At 65.8% G+C, this 14,205-nt stretch carries 19 protein-coding genes; 15 read left to right on the plus strand and 4 right to left on the minus strand.

The annotated features are described in order from the left end of the window. The first annotated feature begins 78 nt into the window (after positions 1 to 78). Positions 79 to 552, plus strand: a complete 474-nt coding sequence (locus tag A7X12_RS13055; protein ID WP_084445426.1) for a recombinase family protein — start codon at positions 79 to 81, stop codon at positions 550 to 552. Positions 553 to 577: 25 nt separating this feature from the next. On the opposite strand, the gene A7X12_RS13060 is transcribed toward A7X12_RS13055, so the two are convergent. From A7X12_RS13060 to A7X12_RS13075, 4 genes are all read right to left on the minus strand, one after another. Beyond that, positions 578 to 1,552: a GGDEF domain-containing protein gene (locus A7X12_RS13060; RefSeq protein WP_064312050.1), complete on the minus strand. Its 975-nt coding sequence runs from the start codon at positions 1,550 to 1,552 to the stop codon at positions 578 to 580. A 9-nt stretch (positions 1,553 to 1,561) separates the two neighbouring features. Continuing rightward, positions 1,562 to 1,804: a hypothetical protein gene (locus tag A7X12_RS13065; RefSeq protein WP_024310628.1), complete on the minus strand. Its 243-nt coding sequence runs from the start codon at positions 1,802 to 1,804 to the stop codon at positions 1,562 to 1,564. A gap of 75 nt (positions 1,805 to 1,879) precedes the next feature. Then, complete coding sequence (locus A7X12_RS13070; RefSeq protein ID WP_064312051.1) at positions 1,880 to 2,335, minus strand: helix-turn-helix domain-containing protein; 456 nt, start codon at positions 2,333 to 2,335, stop codon at positions 1,880 to 1,882. Positions 2,336 to 2,393: 58 nt separating this feature from the next. Further along, entirely contained in the window at positions 2,394 to 2,765 is a 372-nt protein-coding gene (locus A7X12_RS13075) for a hypothetical protein (RefSeq protein ID WP_064312052.1), read from the minus strand. A 391-nt stretch (positions 2,766 to 3,156) separates the two neighbouring features. Here A7X12_RS13075 and A7X12_RS13080 point away from each other — a divergent pair, with 391 nt between their 5' ends. The 14 genes from A7X12_RS13080 to traU are packed head-to-tail and all read left to right on the plus strand — an operon-like array spanning position 3,157 to position 14,205. Further along, entirely contained in the window at positions 3,157 to 3,411 is a 255-nt protein-coding gene (locus tag A7X12_RS13080; protein WP_420794432.1) for a hypothetical protein, read from the plus strand. Positions 3,412 to 3,451: 40 nt separating this feature from the next. After that, positions 3,452 to 3,736 carry a type IV conjugative transfer system protein TraL gene (gene traL / locus A7X12_RS13085; RefSeq protein ID WP_007406330.1) on the plus strand — a complete coding sequence of 95 codons (285 nt, stop codon included), beginning with the start codon at positions 3,452 to 3,454 and terminating at the stop codon, positions 3,734 to 3,736. After that, positions 3,737 to 4,324, plus strand: coding sequence for a type IV conjugative transfer system protein TraE (locus A7X12_RS13090; protein WP_064312054.1), 588 nt, complete (start codon positions 3,737 to 3,739; stop codon positions 4,322 to 4,324). It begins immediately after the preceding gene. Then, positions 4,321 to 5,133: a type-F conjugative transfer system secretin TraK gene (locus A7X12_RS13095; protein ID WP_064312055.1), complete on the plus strand. Its 813-nt coding sequence runs from the start codon at positions 4,321 to 4,323 to the stop codon at positions 5,131 to 5,133. The genes A7X12_RS13090 and A7X12_RS13095 overlap by 4 nt, the downstream gene beginning before the upstream one ends. After that, positions 5,130 to 6,449, plus strand: coding sequence for a TraB/VirB10 family protein (locus A7X12_RS13100; protein WP_064312056.1), 1,320 nt, complete (start codon positions 5,130 to 5,132; stop codon positions 6,447 to 6,449). Before A7X12_RS13095 ends, A7X12_RS13100 begins: the two co-directional genes overlap by 4 nt. A gap of 20 nt (positions 6,450 to 6,469) precedes the next feature. Next, positions 6,470 to 7,282 (plus strand): DsbC family protein, encoded by an 813-nt coding sequence (locus tag A7X12_RS13105; protein WP_064312057.1) that lies wholly within the window; start codon positions 6,470 to 6,472, stop codon positions 7,280 to 7,282. Then, positions 7,279 to 8,064, plus strand: coding sequence for a hypothetical protein (locus A7X12_RS13110; RefSeq protein ID WP_064312058.1), 786 nt, complete (start codon positions 7,279 to 7,281; stop codon positions 8,062 to 8,064). Before A7X12_RS13105 ends, A7X12_RS13110 begins: the two co-directional genes overlap by 4 nt. A 5-nt stretch (positions 8,065 to 8,069) precedes the next feature. Beyond that, positions 8,070 to 10,634, plus strand: a complete 2,565-nt coding sequence (gene traC, locus A7X12_RS13115) for a type IV secretion system protein TraC (RefSeq protein ID WP_064312059.1) — start codon at positions 8,070 to 8,072, stop codon at positions 10,632 to 10,634. Then, the gene (locus A7X12_RS13120; protein ID WP_064312060.1) at positions 10,631 to 11,005 is read left to right on the plus strand and encodes a hypothetical protein; all 375 of its coding nucleotides are present in this window, start codon (positions 10,631 to 10,633) and stop codon (positions 11,003 to 11,005) included. Before traC ends, A7X12_RS13120 begins: the two co-directional genes overlap by 4 nt. Beyond that, positions 10,998 to 11,678 carry a TrbI F-type domain-containing protein gene (locus tag A7X12_RS13125; RefSeq protein ID WP_064312061.1) on the plus strand — a complete coding sequence of 227 codons (681 nt, stop codon included), beginning with the start codon at positions 10,998 to 11,000 and terminating at the stop codon, positions 11,676 to 11,678. The genes A7X12_RS13120 and A7X12_RS13125 overlap by 8 nt, the downstream gene beginning before the upstream one ends. Beyond that, a complete protein-coding gene (locus tag A7X12_RS13130; RefSeq protein ID WP_064312062.1) occupies positions 11,662 to 12,255 on the plus strand; it encodes a S26 family signal peptidase in 594 nt (197 codons plus the stop codon). The genes A7X12_RS13125 and A7X12_RS13130 overlap by 17 nt, the downstream gene beginning before the upstream one ends. Continuing rightward, on the plus strand, positions 12,252 to 12,911 hold the full coding sequence (traW, locus tag A7X12_RS13135) for a type-F conjugative transfer system protein TraW (RefSeq protein ID WP_064312063.1): 660 nt from the start codon (positions 12,252 to 12,254) through the stop codon (positions 12,909 to 12,911). The genes A7X12_RS13130 and traW overlap by 4 nt, the downstream gene beginning before the upstream one ends. Further along, entirely contained in the window at positions 12,908 to 13,195 is a 288-nt protein-coding gene (locus tag A7X12_RS13140; protein WP_064312064.1) for a hypothetical protein, read from the plus strand. Before traW ends, A7X12_RS13140 begins: the two co-directional genes overlap by 4 nt. After that, positions 13,192 to 14,205 carry a conjugal transfer pilus assembly protein TraU gene (gene traU, locus A7X12_RS13145; RefSeq protein WP_064312065.1) on the plus strand — a complete coding sequence of 338 codons (1,014 nt, stop codon included), beginning with the start codon at positions 13,192 to 13,194 and terminating at the stop codon, positions 14,203 to 14,205. Before A7X12_RS13140 ends, traU begins: the two co-directional genes overlap by 4 nt.

The raw sequence follows: 14,205 nt of genomic DNA on the forward strand, positions 1-14,205 counted from the left end.
CAGGCCAACCTCGTGTGACACTATCCCCAACGTCACCGCTGACACATCACCATCAATGTCGCTGACCAGTCACCGACGATGTCGCGCTACATCTATTCCGACAAGGCCAGCGGCGCGAAAGTGAATCGTCCTGGCCTCGCCGAAGCGATTGCCTATGCGCGATCGGGTGACGTGCTGGTCGTGTGGAAGCTGGACCGCCTCGGCCGCACCATGAAGGGGCTGGTCGATTTGTCGGCCGACCTCGACGAGAAGGGGATCGGGCTGCGTTCGATCACCGATGGAATCGACACTTCGGGAACGGCGGGGCGGCTCGTCTTCAACATCCTGGCGGCGATGGCCCAGATGGAACGCGAGCTGGTCCGCGAGCGGACCACTGCTGCGCTGGCCGTCGCACGGCGCAAGGGCCGGTTCGGCGGGCGAAAGACGATGATGACCGAAGAGCGCCGGAACGCGGCCACCAAGCTGCTCAAGACGGAGATGTCGTCGCGTGAGATCGCGCGCGCGATCGGCGTCTCGATCTCGACCTTTTACAGGCATTTTCCCGCGCGATAGCTGCGGTGCCGACGCGTGCGGCGTATCACGGGAATGGGCGCGCAGCTGGCTGCTCAAGAATAACCCGGTTGCCCAAGCCATTCGAAGCCCGTGCCAGCGCATCGGCTGCGTCTGCAATCAGATCCTCGGAGACAGCGTTGGGGGCGAGTACGAGACCCGCCGAGCATGTCACCTCGCCGATCGGCGTCTCATTCTCGACGCGCTGCAGCTTTCGCCTCGAGAATGCCTTGCGGGCTGCGTTCAGCATATCGCGGGCGGCTTCGGGGTCGCAGTTGTCGAACACGATGGCGATCCGCTTTGCCTCCCAGCGGCCGACCCGGTGCGGCATGCAATGATCCCGCAATGTCTGGCCCAGCGCGCGCAGGACCCGCTCGACGACGCCGATCCCATGAGCCGCCCCGATCGAGGTGACCTGATCGAGCGCAACCAGCGCAAGAAGGGTAGGGCCTTCCCGCTCGAGTGCGGCGGTGAGCACCGAGTCGATCGCGATGCGGTTGAGGAGCGAGGTAGCAGGATCGATGTCGGTATCGACGCCCAGCGAGCGTAGGCGCTCGCGGACTAGCGCCGTCTGAAGGCTCATCTGCTTCAACCGCTCCTCGGCGCGCTCGGCCTGGGCAGTCATCCGAGCGACCGCGCTGTGAATGTTGCCGTCTGTCGAGACCAGTTCGGCCGCGGTGAGCGTGAGCGATTTGACGAAGGCATTGGCTTCCTGGGCGGTTGCCCCGATGATGTGCATGACCTCCGTGGAAAGCTCACCGATCGTCGTCGCGGTGCCATGGAGATCCGCTGGTGCCGAAATCGCTCGCACGTCTTCCTGTCTGAGGCGATAACCGCCGTCGATCAGATTGGCGACGGCCATGAAATGGGCCTCGTCAGCACCTTCGAAATAGGTGTGAGCGAAGCCGTAATTCTCGGGGCTGTGCGGCAGTCGATGCTCGTCGAGAAAATCGACAATGGCATGACCCGATTCGTCGGCTGGCGGACTGGTGCGCAGATCCATCAGAGGCCTCTATCGCCGTTCCGACACAAGGATGTCGTGCCACAGGAACAGATCGCGGTCGATGAGTTCGAGAAGTGCGTTGATAGCGGCCTCGCGGGAGCCAAGTTGATAGCGACGCTGGATCTCGTCCGCGACTCGCAGCGATGCAGGGGAGAGCGCATAGGTGGACCGCTTGTAACCCGCAGCATCCTCGCGTTCTTTTTTGCGGCGCATCGACAGGGTCGACCGCGCGGGTTTCGGCTGAGAGTCCATATCGCCCTCTAAGCGAAACAGGTGTCACTCTCCAAAGCTCGTTTGATGGGAACGGAGTTCACCACCGGAATTGGTTCAGTTTGCTCCGGTCCGGGGCGGGGGAACCGAATTGAGCATGTTCATCAGGATGGATTGCAAAACCCGCTCGATCGCTTCGGGAGCAAGCCCATCGCCTTTCACCTGCTCGGCGAGCGACAGTAACTGGGGGCAGGAAGCTTCGACGAAGCGGCACGCGACGAGGTAGATCTTGTCGAAGCTGTCATCGAAATAGGCGAGGGGCGTCTTCATCCAGACTGCGGCAAGAAACGCACGTTGCCGGTCGATCTCCAGGATCTCCATGACCCTTATCTGCATCGCGGCCGTAAAGCTGGCGCGACCGGATTTGACCTTTCCGATGAGACTGACGCTTTTCCCGAGTCTCCGGGCCATTTCGACATTGGTTACGCCACGGCGATTCCACTGCTCGATGATAAGCGGATAGTAGAAGTCTGTCTCGGTCTGTCGGCTTGCTGCATCCCTCTGGTCAGTCATGACGACCCCCCTTCTGGGCGCTATATACGGTTATAGCCCGAGAGGCTGTCAATATTTTTTAAGCGTTAGTCGGAACTTTTCGACGAATTGCACAATCGAAGACGCACAGCATCGACACGGTGAGCAGGAAACGCGCTGTGGCAGGGGTGGTGGGGTCGGTAGTGGCCCTGTCCCGCGCGGCCTGGAAAAGCGCCTTCTGATCGATCTGAATGCGGAAACCGACCCGGTTTTCACCATTGTCCTCGATCGTCGAGGCGCGTTCGAGCATCAGTTCGAAATCCGGCATATCCAGGAATTTCTCCAGTCCATACAGGGCGGTAGAGGAAACGGTCTCAAACCGTCGCGTTGCCAGCGACCGGGTTCTGATCGCTTCTGTTGTGAGACGGAACAGCTCATCGCTGACCCGGAAGGCGTAGATCACATTCGACATGGGGAACGGATAACCCGAGTGCGGACGAGCGCATACCATCTGGATTGATAGTTTCTCGAATCAATCATTGCCGCACGACCGGGGATGGTCATTCCAGTTTCGCAACGAAGGCGGTAAAAAAATTCCGCAGGTGGTAAAAAAATTACCTGCTCTATGTTTGTCTGCAGACTCATCGCGTCAGTTTTTTGGCGGAAATGCGTAGTCGGGCTTTCCCGCAGTCAAAGTCGATACGGTAATTTTTTTCCGTCTTGTCGAGGGTCAATACTTGCGAAATCCTTAGGGAGACGACGCGCTTGTGCTTCGTCTTCCAAGGGGAAAGAGCATGTCTGCACTTTCAATGCCGAAGGGTGGCCAGATCAATGGTGTCCTTCTCGGCCTGGCGATCATCGCGATGTTGATGGTCCTGGGCGCGTCGGCGGCGTTCGCCGGCGCCGACACGACGTTCAATACCGCGCTGACGAAGTTCACGGACTTCCTCGAGGGCTCGGGCGGCAAGATCATCACCGTCATGAGCCTCGCGGGCGGCATCGTCGCGCTGGCGTCGGGCCGCTTCAGCCTGGGCCAGGTGGCCGTTCCCGTCGCCGTCGGCGTCGGCGCGGGCACGGGTATCCCGATCGTCACCTCGACCGTCACCGCGACGATCTGAGGCGTCGGCTGGATCAACCGCTGGGAGGGCGGCTTAGCTTATGGACCGGTACACCATCCCTTCGCATCTCGACGACCCGGAGCTGATCGGCTTCTGGACGCTGGACGAGTTCCTCGCGATGGCGATCCCCTTCATCTGGGGGATCCTGTCGCAGCACGTCGTGATCGGACTGATGGTCTCGTTGCTCGGCTGGTGGGGTTTTCGGAAACTCAAAGCCGGCAAGGCCACGTCGTGGATTCTCCACATGGCCTACTGGCACCTGCCGTCGAGTTTTACCGGGCTGAAGGCGACACCGCCCTCCCACCTTCGCGTGATGGTGGGCTAAATGGATTATTCTGTCGGTCTCGCGCAGTCGCAGCGCGTCCTCAAGCAGCGCAACATGCTCGGCATCGTCGCGCTGGTCCTCGCGGGCCTCGTGGTGCTGCTGTTCCTGGTCGGCGCGACCCGTGACCGGGAGATCGTCCTGCAGCCGATCGTCCGCTCCCCGCTGACGCTGTCGTCGAGCGGGGTCAGCGAGCAGTATCTGGAGATGGTCACGCGCGACACCGCGCTGATGACGCTCAACCGCTCGCCCGAAAATCTCGAATACTGGATGGACTCGATCCTGGCGATCGCCACGCCGGAAGCACATGGTTCGCTCAAGCGCGACCTGATGAAGATCCTCAACGAGCAGCGCGGATCGAGCATCAGCCAGTATTTCACGCTCGCCGGCATGAAGGTCGACACCGAGAAACTGACCTCGGAAGTGACCGGCACGCTGCACACCGTCGTCGGCTCGAAGTCGGTCACCGCCGAGCCGAAGACGTTCCGCTTCTACTGGGCGTATCGCGGCCTGACTCTCCAGCTCAAGGGCTTCGGGATGGTCACCAAGGCCGACAAGGACGCCGCGGCAACCATCGGAGACGACGCATGACCGCCTGGGTCGCAGTCGGGCTGATCGGGGGCGGGACCGCCTTCGCATCGCGCCTGTGTTCGCTATCGCGCCTGATCGGGGCAGGGATGATCGTCGCGGGCGGAATGGTGCTCGCCGCGCCAGCCTTTGCCGACGAGCATGTGCTGGCGAAGGACAACAGCGAGGTCGCCTGCACGATGTCGAAGTCGGGGCTGACCCGCGTCAGCCTCAAGGACGATCGCTTCGCCAGCGTCTCGAAGCTGACCACCGGGGTCGATACCGACGATTTCACCGTGGTCAACGAACCGACCCGGGGCGACATCTATGTGTCGGTCCCGGAAGCCTATTCTCGGCCGAACGTGTCGTTCTTCGGCACCACGTCGAAGGGCTATGTCTACAAATTCTCGTGCCGCCTCGCCGGTGACGACGCGCAGCAGGTGTTCGTCGAGAATAAGGATATCGGCGGCGCCGCGGAAACGCAGGTCGCGGCCGTCGCGGCATCGCCGCAGGAGGCGTCCGCCACGCTTGTCCAGGCGATGTTCCAGTCCGCGCCGCTCGAAGGGTTCGAGGTCAGGCCGGCGGTCACCGACCCGGTGATGATCGGCGCGCTCAAGGTCCAGATGGTCGCCGAATATCGCGGCGCCAGCCTCGCGGGCCGCACGCTCAGGATCGAGAACCGGGGCAAGGTGCCGGTCGCGCTGGGCGAGGGCACGATCGCGCCGTCGAACGCGATCGCGGTCTCGGTCGCCAACCCCAACCTCAAGCCCGGTGAAGCCACCACCGCCTATATCGTCACGCCTTCGGGCCTCGCCAACGGAGTGCGGCCATGAGCCTCAGGGACATCTTCCAGCGTAACCGTGCCAAGCAGCTCGATACCGAGCCGGAGGAGGGCGGGGACAGCGAGCTGATGGCCGGCAACGATGCCGTCCGCAAGAAGCAGCTGCTCTATCTCGGCTGTGGCGGCGCCGTCGCGCTGGTGCTGGGCTCCTGGTACGTCATGGGTGACGATGCCAAGCTGAAGCCGGTCGGCACCGACGGGAAGGAGGTGAAGATCACCACCGACGACATGGTCAACCGCAACATGTCGCAGCGTGAATGGCAGGCCGCATCCGAAGCGCAGATGCAGTCGATCAACAATCAGTTGAAAGGCGTCGACGGCCAGCGCGCGCAGATGGAGCAGTTGCAGGCGCAGATCGCCGCGCTCCAGGGCGAGAAACAGTCGATGGCGAGCGACGGCCAGCGGGTCATGAGCGCCTATCAGCAGGAGAACGACCAGCTTCGCCAGCAGATCGCGCAGCGTAACGCCGCGCCGGTCGCGCCGGCGCCGACACAGATGTACGGCCCCGGCCAGCCCAATTACCGCACCCCCGGCGCGCCGATGACGGCGGGCGAGGCGGCCGCGGCGGCGGTGTCGCAGTCGCGCTCGATCAAGCTGGTATCGTTCGAGGGCGGCCCGTCGGGCACCGCGACACGGATCTCGGGCGGCACGACCAGCTACACCGACAGCCCCAATTACCTGCCGCCCAACTCGATCGCCAAGGCGAAGGTCATCGTCGGCGTCGACGCCTCGGCGGGGGTCCAGTCGCAGACCGATCCGCTGCCGGTGATCCTGCGCATCACCGGCCCGGCGCGCTCGGTCTACCAGAACGGCAAGCTGCTCACGACGCGGATCGAGGGCTGCGTCATCAACGGTGCGGCGCGCGGCGACCTCTCGTCCGAGAAGGTCTATGTCAAGCTGCAGCGGATGACCTGCCCGCAGGCCAATGGCCGGTTCGCGGTGTCGGACGTCAAGGGCTTCATCAGCTTCGCCGGCAAGACTGGCGTGCGCGGCCGTGTCGTCAGTCGCGAAGGCGGGCTCGTCACCCAGGCCTTCATCGCCGGGATCGCAGGCGGGTTCGGGCGCGGCTTCTCGGCCAACACCGACATGCTGCTCCAGGGCACCAACGTCACTGTCAACGGGAAGCGCCAGCAACTCGGCATCGGCGATATCGCTCAGGCCGGGATCGGCAACGGCGTCGCGCAGTCGGCCGACATGGTCAGCAAATACCTGATCGAGCGGGCCGAACAGTACCAGCCCATCATCGAGATGCCGACCGGCATCGATGTCGAGATCGTCTTCCTCGAAGGCGTCTTCATCCAGAACTGAGCCCGGGAGGAGGCGGTCACATGGCAAATACTATCATGATCGGCGCGATGGCGGGGGCGGCGATGCTGCTGACCGGCTCGGCCGAGGCGCCGATCGGCGCGCAGGTCCAGGTCGCGCTGCAGAAGCGGCTTCCCAAGACGAAGGTCGACGCGATCGACTGTTCCAAGGTCGACGGGCTGTGCGAGGTCGTGGCGGGCGCGAACCTGTTCTACGTCGACAAGTCGGCGCGCTACCTCGTCATCGGCCGCGTCTATGACATGGAGACGCGACAGGATCTGACCGCCGCCAAGCTGCTCGCGCTTAATCCCGACATGCTGGTGGGCGGCGCGGCGAAGGCCAATGCCGCGCCCGATGCGCCCGAGGCAGGCGCGGCGCGGGCGGGTGCGCGCGTCACGACCCAGCCCGCTGTCGCCCGCACGCTCGATGTGTCGCGGCTGTCGAGCAAGGGCGCGATCACCTGGGGATCGGGTACGCAGACGGTCACCGTCTTCTCGGACTTCCGCTGCGGCTACTGCCGCGCGCTCAGTCAGGCGCTCGAGACGATGAACGTGCGCGTGATCGAGCGACCGATCTCGGTGCTGGGAAGCCGCGAGATCGCCGACCAGGTGCTGTGCGCCCGCGATCGTCATGCGGCGGTCCGCGCGGCCTATGCGCAGAACCCGGTCCCGGCAGGCGCGAAGTGCGACACCAGCGGTCTCGATGAGAACGAGGCGTTCGCCAAGGCGCACGGCATCAACGGGACGCCCGTCATCGTCCGCTCCGACGGGGCGGTGATCGAGGGCTTCAGGCCCAAGGCCCTGCTCGTCGAATGGTTGAAGGGAGCCAAGTCGTGACCCGATCCGTGATCCGCCTGCCGGCCTGCCCGGTTTCCGACTATCGCCCGCACGCCCGCGCAAAGCGTATCGCCGCGCTGGCGATGACCGCGAGCCTGGGACTGCTCGCCAGCTGCACCACGCTGGGCACCAACATCTCGGGCAAGTTCGCGTGCGGCGCGCCCGAGGGTGGCAGCTGCGCGCCGGCGACCGTCATCGATGACAAGGCGCTAGCCGAGATCACCGGCGACAGCGGCTATCATCCAGCCGGACCGTACCAGGCTCCGCCGCGCAACACCGGGGGAACGCAGCGGATCGCCTATGCCTCGACGCCTGTGCCGGCGCAGGCGGCGGGGGTCGGGCCGCAGAAGGTCTTGCGGATCGTGTTCCCCTCGCATGTCGACGCCGCGGGGCGGTTCCATGAGACGGCGGTGGTGCAGGCGGTGGTCGACAACGGCCAGTGGCTGGCGGCGACCGACGGCCACGGTTCGGCGCTCGCCGCGACGCAGACGCTCAACGTCAGCCCCGAGATCCTCTCGCAGCTCGGCGCGCCGATCGCCGCGCTTCCCCCGGTGCCCGCCGAGGTCGCGCAGGTCGCCGCCCCGGCAGCGGTTGCAGGTGCGGCGAGCGCGGTCGGCGCACCGAGTGCGGCAGCGGTCGCGGCCGCGCGGGCCAGGGCGCGCGACGCGGCTGCTGGCAAGGGTGTCCCGATCGCCGCGACGCAGAAGCCGGCGCCGCCCGAACTCGCGTCGAGCGCGCCGGGCAACCGTCCAGCGACCTTCTCGCCGCGCGTGGAGGACTGATCGTCATGGCGAAGACCGGCTTCATCGCGCGCCTGCTCGGCGATACGCGCGCACCCGATCAGGGCACGCCGTCGCACGGTGCGCCGATGCTGTCGCAGTGGCTGCCGTACCGCAGCTATGACGCGCGGCACGACCTGTTCTACCAGACCGACAGCATCGCGTTCGCGCTGGAACTCGCGCCATTGATGGGCGCGGACGAGCGCACCGGCGAGATCATCGCACAGATGCTGTCCGAGAGCGTGCCCCCCAGCGCGCGCGTCCAGTTGCTCGCCTTCCAGAGCCCGCGCGTGGGCGCGCTGATCGCGCAATATGCGCTGCCGCGCTACAAGGCGGGCGGCATCCATCGCAAGATCGCCGAGCGGCGATCGGCGTTCCTGCGCCACGGCGCATGGGTGTCGATGTCGAAGGACGGACCGTTCCACGTCCGCAACCATCGCATCTTCCTGTCGGTCTCGATCCGCAGCGGCAAGGCGACGCCCGAGGAGCTGACCGGCGTTCGCGACAGCATCGTCTCGACCCTGCAGTCGATCGACATGCCGGCAACCCGGCTGAAGCCGGTCGATCTGATCGCGCTGATCGACGACATCACCGCGCCGGCGTTCGACGTCTCCGACCACGTCTCGGAATATTCGGACCTCGATCCGATCGCCGACCAGTGCGTGCGGCGCGACGTCCAGACCGTCGTCCAGGCCGACCGCCTGCTGGTGTCGGTCGAGCCGCTGCGCGCGGTGACGAACCTGTCGGGCGAGACGCAGTATCAGGAGATTCGGCCCGACACGTTCGACTATCGCTTCTTCTCGGTCAGGAACCTGCCGAACCGCTGGGCGCCGTGGGACGTGCAGAAGCTGATCGGCGACATGTTCTCCGACAAGCTGCGTCCGGGGTGCCCGACGCTCACGTCGCTGTGCCTGTGTTACCAGGACGAACAGGCCGCCTCGTCGAAGGCCGGTTACAAGTTCATGCGCACGTCGAGCCTCGCGGACTCGAAGTCGGCGCGGCTGCTCCCGCAGCTGAAGGACCAGAGCCGCGAATGGGAGCATGTCACCCAGGAATTGCGCCTCGGCAAGAAGCTGGTGCAGGCCTATTATGCGGTCGGCATCATCAGCCCGAAGGGGCAGGGTGACGCCAACGAGCGCACCGTCAAGTCGATGTACAAGGCGGCCGGTTGGGACCTGCTCGACGAGCGGTTCCTCCAGATCATGGCGTTCATGTCGTGCCTGCCGATGACGCTGGGCAACGGGCTCGACAGCGACCTGAAGCGCATGAAGCGGCTGCGCACGATGCTGACCTCGACCGCGGCGAACATGCTGCCGATCCAGGGCGAGTATCTCGGCGGGCATCTGCCGCACCTGATGTTCATCGGGCGGCGCGGCCAGCCCTTCTTCTGGTCGCCATTCGAGAACAAGGCGGGCAACCACAATGTCGCGGTGTTCGGCAAGTCCGGCTCGGGCAAGTCGGTCGCGCTGCAGGAGTTGTGCGCGGCGTTCGCCGGCGTGGGCGCGAAGATCATCGTGATCGATGACGGCCGCTCGTTCGAGCATATGGCCAAGAGCCTGGGCGGCAACTTCGTCGAGTTTCGCCTACGCGACGGGTTCAGCCTCAATCCGTTCTCGATGATCGACGAGACGCTGGTGGCGCAGGACGAGGACTATCTCGTCGACGCGCTCGCAATGCTCAAGTCGATCATCGGGCAGATGGGCCGGCACATCGACAAGCTCAACGACACCGAGCGCGGCCTGATCGACCGCGCGGTCAACCAGGTGTGGGAGGCCAAGGGCAGGGGAGGGTGCGTCGACGACGTGATCGAGGCGCTCGGCTCCGACGGCTCGGTGCAGGGCACGGATCTCGCGATTGCGATGTTCCCGTTCTCGGGCAAGGGCACCTACGGCAGCTTCTTCACCGGCGAGGCGTCGGTGGACATGTCGAACGCGCTGACCGTGTTCGAGCTCTCGGACCTGTCGAGCCGCGAGGAACTGCGCTCGGTCGTGCTGACTGCGATCATGTTCATGTCGTCGCAGACGATGCGCCGGATGGATCGCCAGATCCCCAAGGCGCTGCTAATCGACGAGGCGTGGCAGATGCTGCGCGGCGGGTCGATGGCCGATTTCGTCGAGACCTACAGCCGTACCTGCCGCAAATATGGCGCGTCGCTCATCACCGCGACGCAGTCTCTCAACGACTATTACAAGTCGGAAGGCAGCCTTGCGGCGCTGGAGAACTCCGACTGGTCGGTCATCCTGATGCAGAAACCCGACACGATCTCGGATTTCCAGAAGCACGGCCGCTTCGACATGGACCCCTACACCGAAAGCCTGCTGCGTTCCTTGAAGCGCAACGGCGCGGAATATTCCGACATCCTCATCAAGGGGCCGGAATCGATGGCGGTCGGGCGGCTCGTCCTCGATAAATATTCGGCGACGCTCTATTCCTCGAGCCCGCAGACCTTCGCCGATATCGAGCATCTGATCGAGCTCGGCTGCTCGATGGACGAGGCGATCGAGCGCGTCGCCTTCCCCGAGGAATATCGAGACAATCCTCCGGGCGAGCCCTGGGTGGAGGCGGCGGAATGAACGCCTTCACGCATGAGCGCGACTGGCACGCGCCGGCTGCGACCGACTGGAAACGCACGGGCACGCGCGCGATCGGCGACGCCTGCTATATCCTGCTGCGCGTGTCGGGCTGGATGGCGATGACGCTGCTCGCGACCTTCGGTGTCGCGATCCTGTTCTTCCTGATGCTCGGCGACTTCACCGCGCTCGGCTTCTTCTCGCAGGTCGCCAACCTCGGCACGCGCTTCGTCGCGGCCGACCAGGCGCGCCGCGCGGCGTTCGGCGACCAGCTGTTCGTCGTGTGGCTGGTCGCGTTCGGCATCGTCGCCGTGACCCGCGTGCGCCTGCTCGGCGCGATCATCACTTCCACGAAAGGCCCCCGTCATGGTTGATGTTCTCGATCGTCCCGAGGCCGCGTCCGCGGCGGTGGAACCGTCCGCCCCGGCGCCGGCACCCCGTGAGGACGCGGCCGGCGCGGCACCGCGGCGTCCGGTCGCGGACAAGGTAGACCGACGCAAGCCGCAGGGGCTGCCCGTCATCGCCTATGTCGCGGTCGCGCTGGCGGTCGCGGTGCTGCTGTGGGGGGCGTGGGTGACCAAGCATCTCCTGGCCCCGCCCGCGACCGTGCCGATGGCGAGCGTCCGGCTCGAAGGCATCGTCTCGGAATATGTCCAGGCGCAGAGCCACAGCAATGGTCAGCCCCAGCAGGTGGCCGCGCAGACCCAGGCGTTCATGTCGGCGCTCGACGACGAGATGAAGAAGGTCGGCGCGAGCGGCACCACTGTCCTCGTCGGCGAGGCGGTGCTGTCGAAGAACGTCCCCGATATCACCGACCAGATCCGCCGCGCGGTCTTCGCGCGTGTGCCGCTCCCCGCGGCCGCGCCGAACGCCCCGGCCGGTCCCGCGGTCGGTGCGATGCTTCCCCAGGCCTCCGGGAACGTCGCGCCGGCCGCGCCAGGGGCGGCGGTCCCGACCGCTTCGCCGTTCGGGCCTGCGCCGGTCTCGCCGGTCGAGGCGACGGTCACCCAGTCCGCGCCGGGAGGGGTCGATGGCAGCGGCAACTGAGGCGCTGGCGCGGGTCGGTCATGCGGCCCACACGGCGGTTGACGTCGCCGGGGACCGCGCGGCCCGAAAGGCGCTGATCGTCAAGCGGGTCCGCCAGTGGAGCGCGGTCGCGCTGCTCGGGATCGTGTGGGGCGGCTACAACTCGATCGCGGCGTGGCGCGAGACCCACGCCTTCATGATAAACGCCAGCGAGAGCCTCCCCAACTGGGCGTTCTTCATCCAGCGCGGCCGCGTACCCGCGAAGGGCGACTATGTGTTCTTCGCGCCGCCCGAGGGCGAGCTGGTGCGCCGCCACTTTGGACCGGATTCGGGACCGTTCGGCAAGCGCGTGATCGGCGAGGCCGGCGCGCTGGTCGAGCATCGCGGGGAATGGGTCTATGTCGACGGCGTTCGCGTCGCCCACATGAAGCCGCGCTCGCGTTTCGGCGAAGTGCTGACGCCGGGGCCGGTCGGACGGGTGCCCGAAGGTTGCTATTATGTCGGCACCGCGCACCCCGACGGGTTCGACAGCCGCTACGGCGAGATCGGCTTCGCCTGCGCGAAGCAGATCATCGGCACCGGGACACCCATCCTGTGATCCGGCGCGCGGGCCTCTTCGGTGGAACGCTGGGCGTGGCGCTGGTCGCCTCGTCGTCCTGGCCGGTCGTGCAGGGCGCGCTCGCAAAGGATCACGGCGTGATGGGCCAGACCTGGGCGATCGCCGAGCCGGACCTGCTGGCGACGATCGACACCAGGCTCAAGACGCTGCAGGCCAATGGCGGCATCGAGCGTATGCAGACGGCGCTCCGCGAGAAGACCGAGGAGCGCGTGCGCAACCCGATTCCGGTCGCCGGCATCGGCGCGGTGCGCGAGAGCCGCAGCTGGACGTTCGACCCGACGATCGTGCTCGATCAGGATATCCAGGACCAGAAGGGCCGGCTCGTCGCGCGCGCCGGGCAGCGCGTCAATCCGCTCTCGTTCGTCGCGATGAAGACCGACCTCGTGTTCATCGACGGCCGTGACGATGCGCAGGTCGACTGGGCGCTGAAGCGGTGGACCGCGCAGAATGCCAAGATCATCTTCGTCGCCGGCTCGCCGTTCAACCGTATGGGCGAGAAGAAGCGCCGCTTCTTCTTCGACCAGCAGGGCAAGCTCACCAGCCATTTCGGGATCGCGCGCGTCCCCGCCGTGGTCGAACCGGCGGGCCAGGTGCTCAAGATCAGCGAGATCGAGATGCCGGGAGCGGGCGCATGATGTGGCTCGACATGCTCAGGACGCCGATGGCCGCGCCCGAGACGCCGGCCCTCAAGGCGATGCGGCTCGCGATCCTGTGGTCGGCGATCGCGCTGGCGACCGCCATCTGCGCGTTGCAGCCGCTGCGCGCCGCGCTCGGCGCCGGGGCAGGGGGCGCGCTTGCCGGACTGGTGATGGCGCTGGTCGTGCTCGTGCCGGTCTATGTGATTGCCAAGAACCGCGCCGATAACGCCTTCCTCGACGCGAGCCTCGCGGCGCAGCCGGACGGGGAGGGCAGGGCATGATCCGCCGCCTGCTCGCTCTGTTCGGCATGATTGCCGCGTTCGCGCTGCTGCCGGCGCCGGCGAGCGCGCTCCCGGCCAACTGCACCGGCAAGTTCGTCAACCCGATCACCGACGTCTGCTGGTCGTGTCTGTTCCCGCTGTCGGTGGGCGGGGCGCACATCTGGCCGGGAAGCCGACCCGACACCAAGAACCCGAGCCTGCCGGTCTGCGCATGCGGTTCGCCGATCCCGCGCATCGGCATCTCGATCGGCTTCTGGGAGCCGGCGCGGCTCGTCGATGTGACCACAAAGCCGTGGTGTTTCCCGAACCTGGGCGGGCTTCGCCTCAATCCGGGGCTCGATATCGGGCAGGGGCAGTATACCGGCCCGCTCATCAAGGGCGGGGCGACCCAGGCCAGCGCCAACTGGCAGGCGCATTATTACGTCTATCCCTTGCTCTACTGGATGGAGATCCTGACCGACTTCCTGTGCTTCGAGCAGGCCTCGTTCGACGTCGCCTACATGACCGAGATCGATCCCTTGTGGAACGACGACGTGCTGACCACGCTCATCAACCCCGAGGTCGCGCTGTTCAACAATCCGATCGCGGTCGCCGCCTGCGCGGCCGACTGCGTGGCGGCGAGCGCTAAGCTGCCGATCGACCCGATGTTCTGGTGCTCGGGCTGCAACGGCTCGATGTTCCCGATGAACGGCAACATCGCGGCGCATAATTCGCCGGTCCAGTCTTCGCGCCTCGCAGCCGAGCGGCTGCTGTTCAAGATGCACCGGCAGGGGCTGGCCTGGGGCACCGCGGGATCGAAGGCGCTCTGCAACAAGTACGTCATGCCGATCCTGAAGAAGTCGCAATACCGCATCCAGATGACCAACCCGACGCCCACGGTGAGCGGCAAATATGCCTGCTCGCCGATCGGCGCGACGACGCTCCCGCCCGATGCGGGCCGGGCCTTCCCCGTCAAGGGCGAGGACTTCGGCTACCTGCTCTGGCGCAAGCGCAACTGCTGCATGCTGTGA

It is taken from the genome of Sphingomonas sp. TDK1 (genome assembly GCF_001650735.1).
Classification (GTDB): domain Bacteria; phylum Pseudomonadota; class Alphaproteobacteria; order Sphingomonadales; family Sphingomonadaceae; genus Sphingomonas.

Excerpts from the sequence above, each read along its gene's own strand:
- A7X12_RS13055 (WP_084445426.1), top strand. The coding sequence starts at position 79 with ATGTCGCGCTACATCTATTCCGACAAGGCCAGCGGCGCGAAAGTGAAT.
- A7X12_RS13060 (WP_064312050.1), bottom strand. The coding sequence starts at position 1,552 with ATGGATCTGCGCACCAGTCCGCCAGCCGACGAATCGGGTCATGCCATT.
- A7X12_RS13065 (WP_024310628.1), bottom strand. The coding sequence starts at position 1,804 with ATGGACTCTCAGCCGAAACCCGCGCGGTCGACCCTGTCGATGCGCCGC.
- A7X12_RS13070 (WP_064312051.1), bottom strand. The coding sequence starts at position 2,335 with ATGACTGACCAGAGGGATGCAGCAAGCCGACAGACCGAGACAGACTTC.
- A7X12_RS13075 (WP_064312052.1), bottom strand. The coding sequence starts at position 2,765 with ATGTCGAATGTGATCTACGCCTTCCGGGTCAGCGATGAGCTGTTCCGT.
- A7X12_RS13080 (WP_420794432.1), top strand. The coding sequence starts at position 3,157 with ATGTTGATGGTCCTGGGCGCGTCGGCGGCGTTCGCCGGCGCCGACACG.
- traL (WP_007406330.1), top strand. The coding sequence starts at position 3,452 with ATGGACCGGTACACCATCCCTTCGCATCTCGACGACCCGGAGCTGATC.
- A7X12_RS13090 (WP_064312054.1), top strand. The coding sequence starts at position 3,737 with ATGGATTATTCTGTCGGTCTCGCGCAGTCGCAGCGCGTCCTCAAGCAG.
- A7X12_RS13095 (WP_064312055.1), top strand. The coding sequence starts at position 4,321 with ATGACCGCCTGGGTCGCAGTCGGGCTGATCGGGGGCGGGACCGCCTTC.
- A7X12_RS13100 (WP_064312056.1), top strand. The coding sequence starts at position 5,130 with ATGAGCCTCAGGGACATCTTCCAGCGTAACCGTGCCAAGCAGCTCGAT.
- A7X12_RS13105 (WP_064312057.1), top strand. The coding sequence starts at position 6,470 with ATGGCAAATACTATCATGATCGGCGCGATGGCGGGGGCGGCGATGCTG.
- traC (WP_064312059.1), top strand. The coding sequence starts at position 8,070 with ATGGCGAAGACCGGCTTCATCGCGCGCCTGCTCGGCGATACGCGCGCA.
- A7X12_RS13120 (WP_064312060.1), top strand. The coding sequence starts at position 10,631 with ATGAACGCCTTCACGCATGAGCGCGACTGGCACGCGCCGGCTGCGACC.
- A7X12_RS13125 (WP_064312061.1), top strand. The coding sequence starts at position 10,998 with ATGGTTGATGTTCTCGATCGTCCCGAGGCCGCGTCCGCGGCGGTGGAA.
- A7X12_RS13130 (WP_064312062.1), top strand. The coding sequence starts at position 11,662 with ATGGCAGCGGCAACTGAGGCGCTGGCGCGGGTCGGTCATGCGGCCCAC.
- A7X12_RS13140 (WP_064312064.1), top strand. The coding sequence starts at position 12,908 with ATGATGTGGCTCGACATGCTCAGGACGCCGATGGCCGCGCCCGAGACG.
- traU (WP_064312065.1), top strand. The coding sequence starts at position 13,192 with ATGATCCGCCGCCTGCTCGCTCTGTTCGGCATGATTGCCGCGTTCGCG.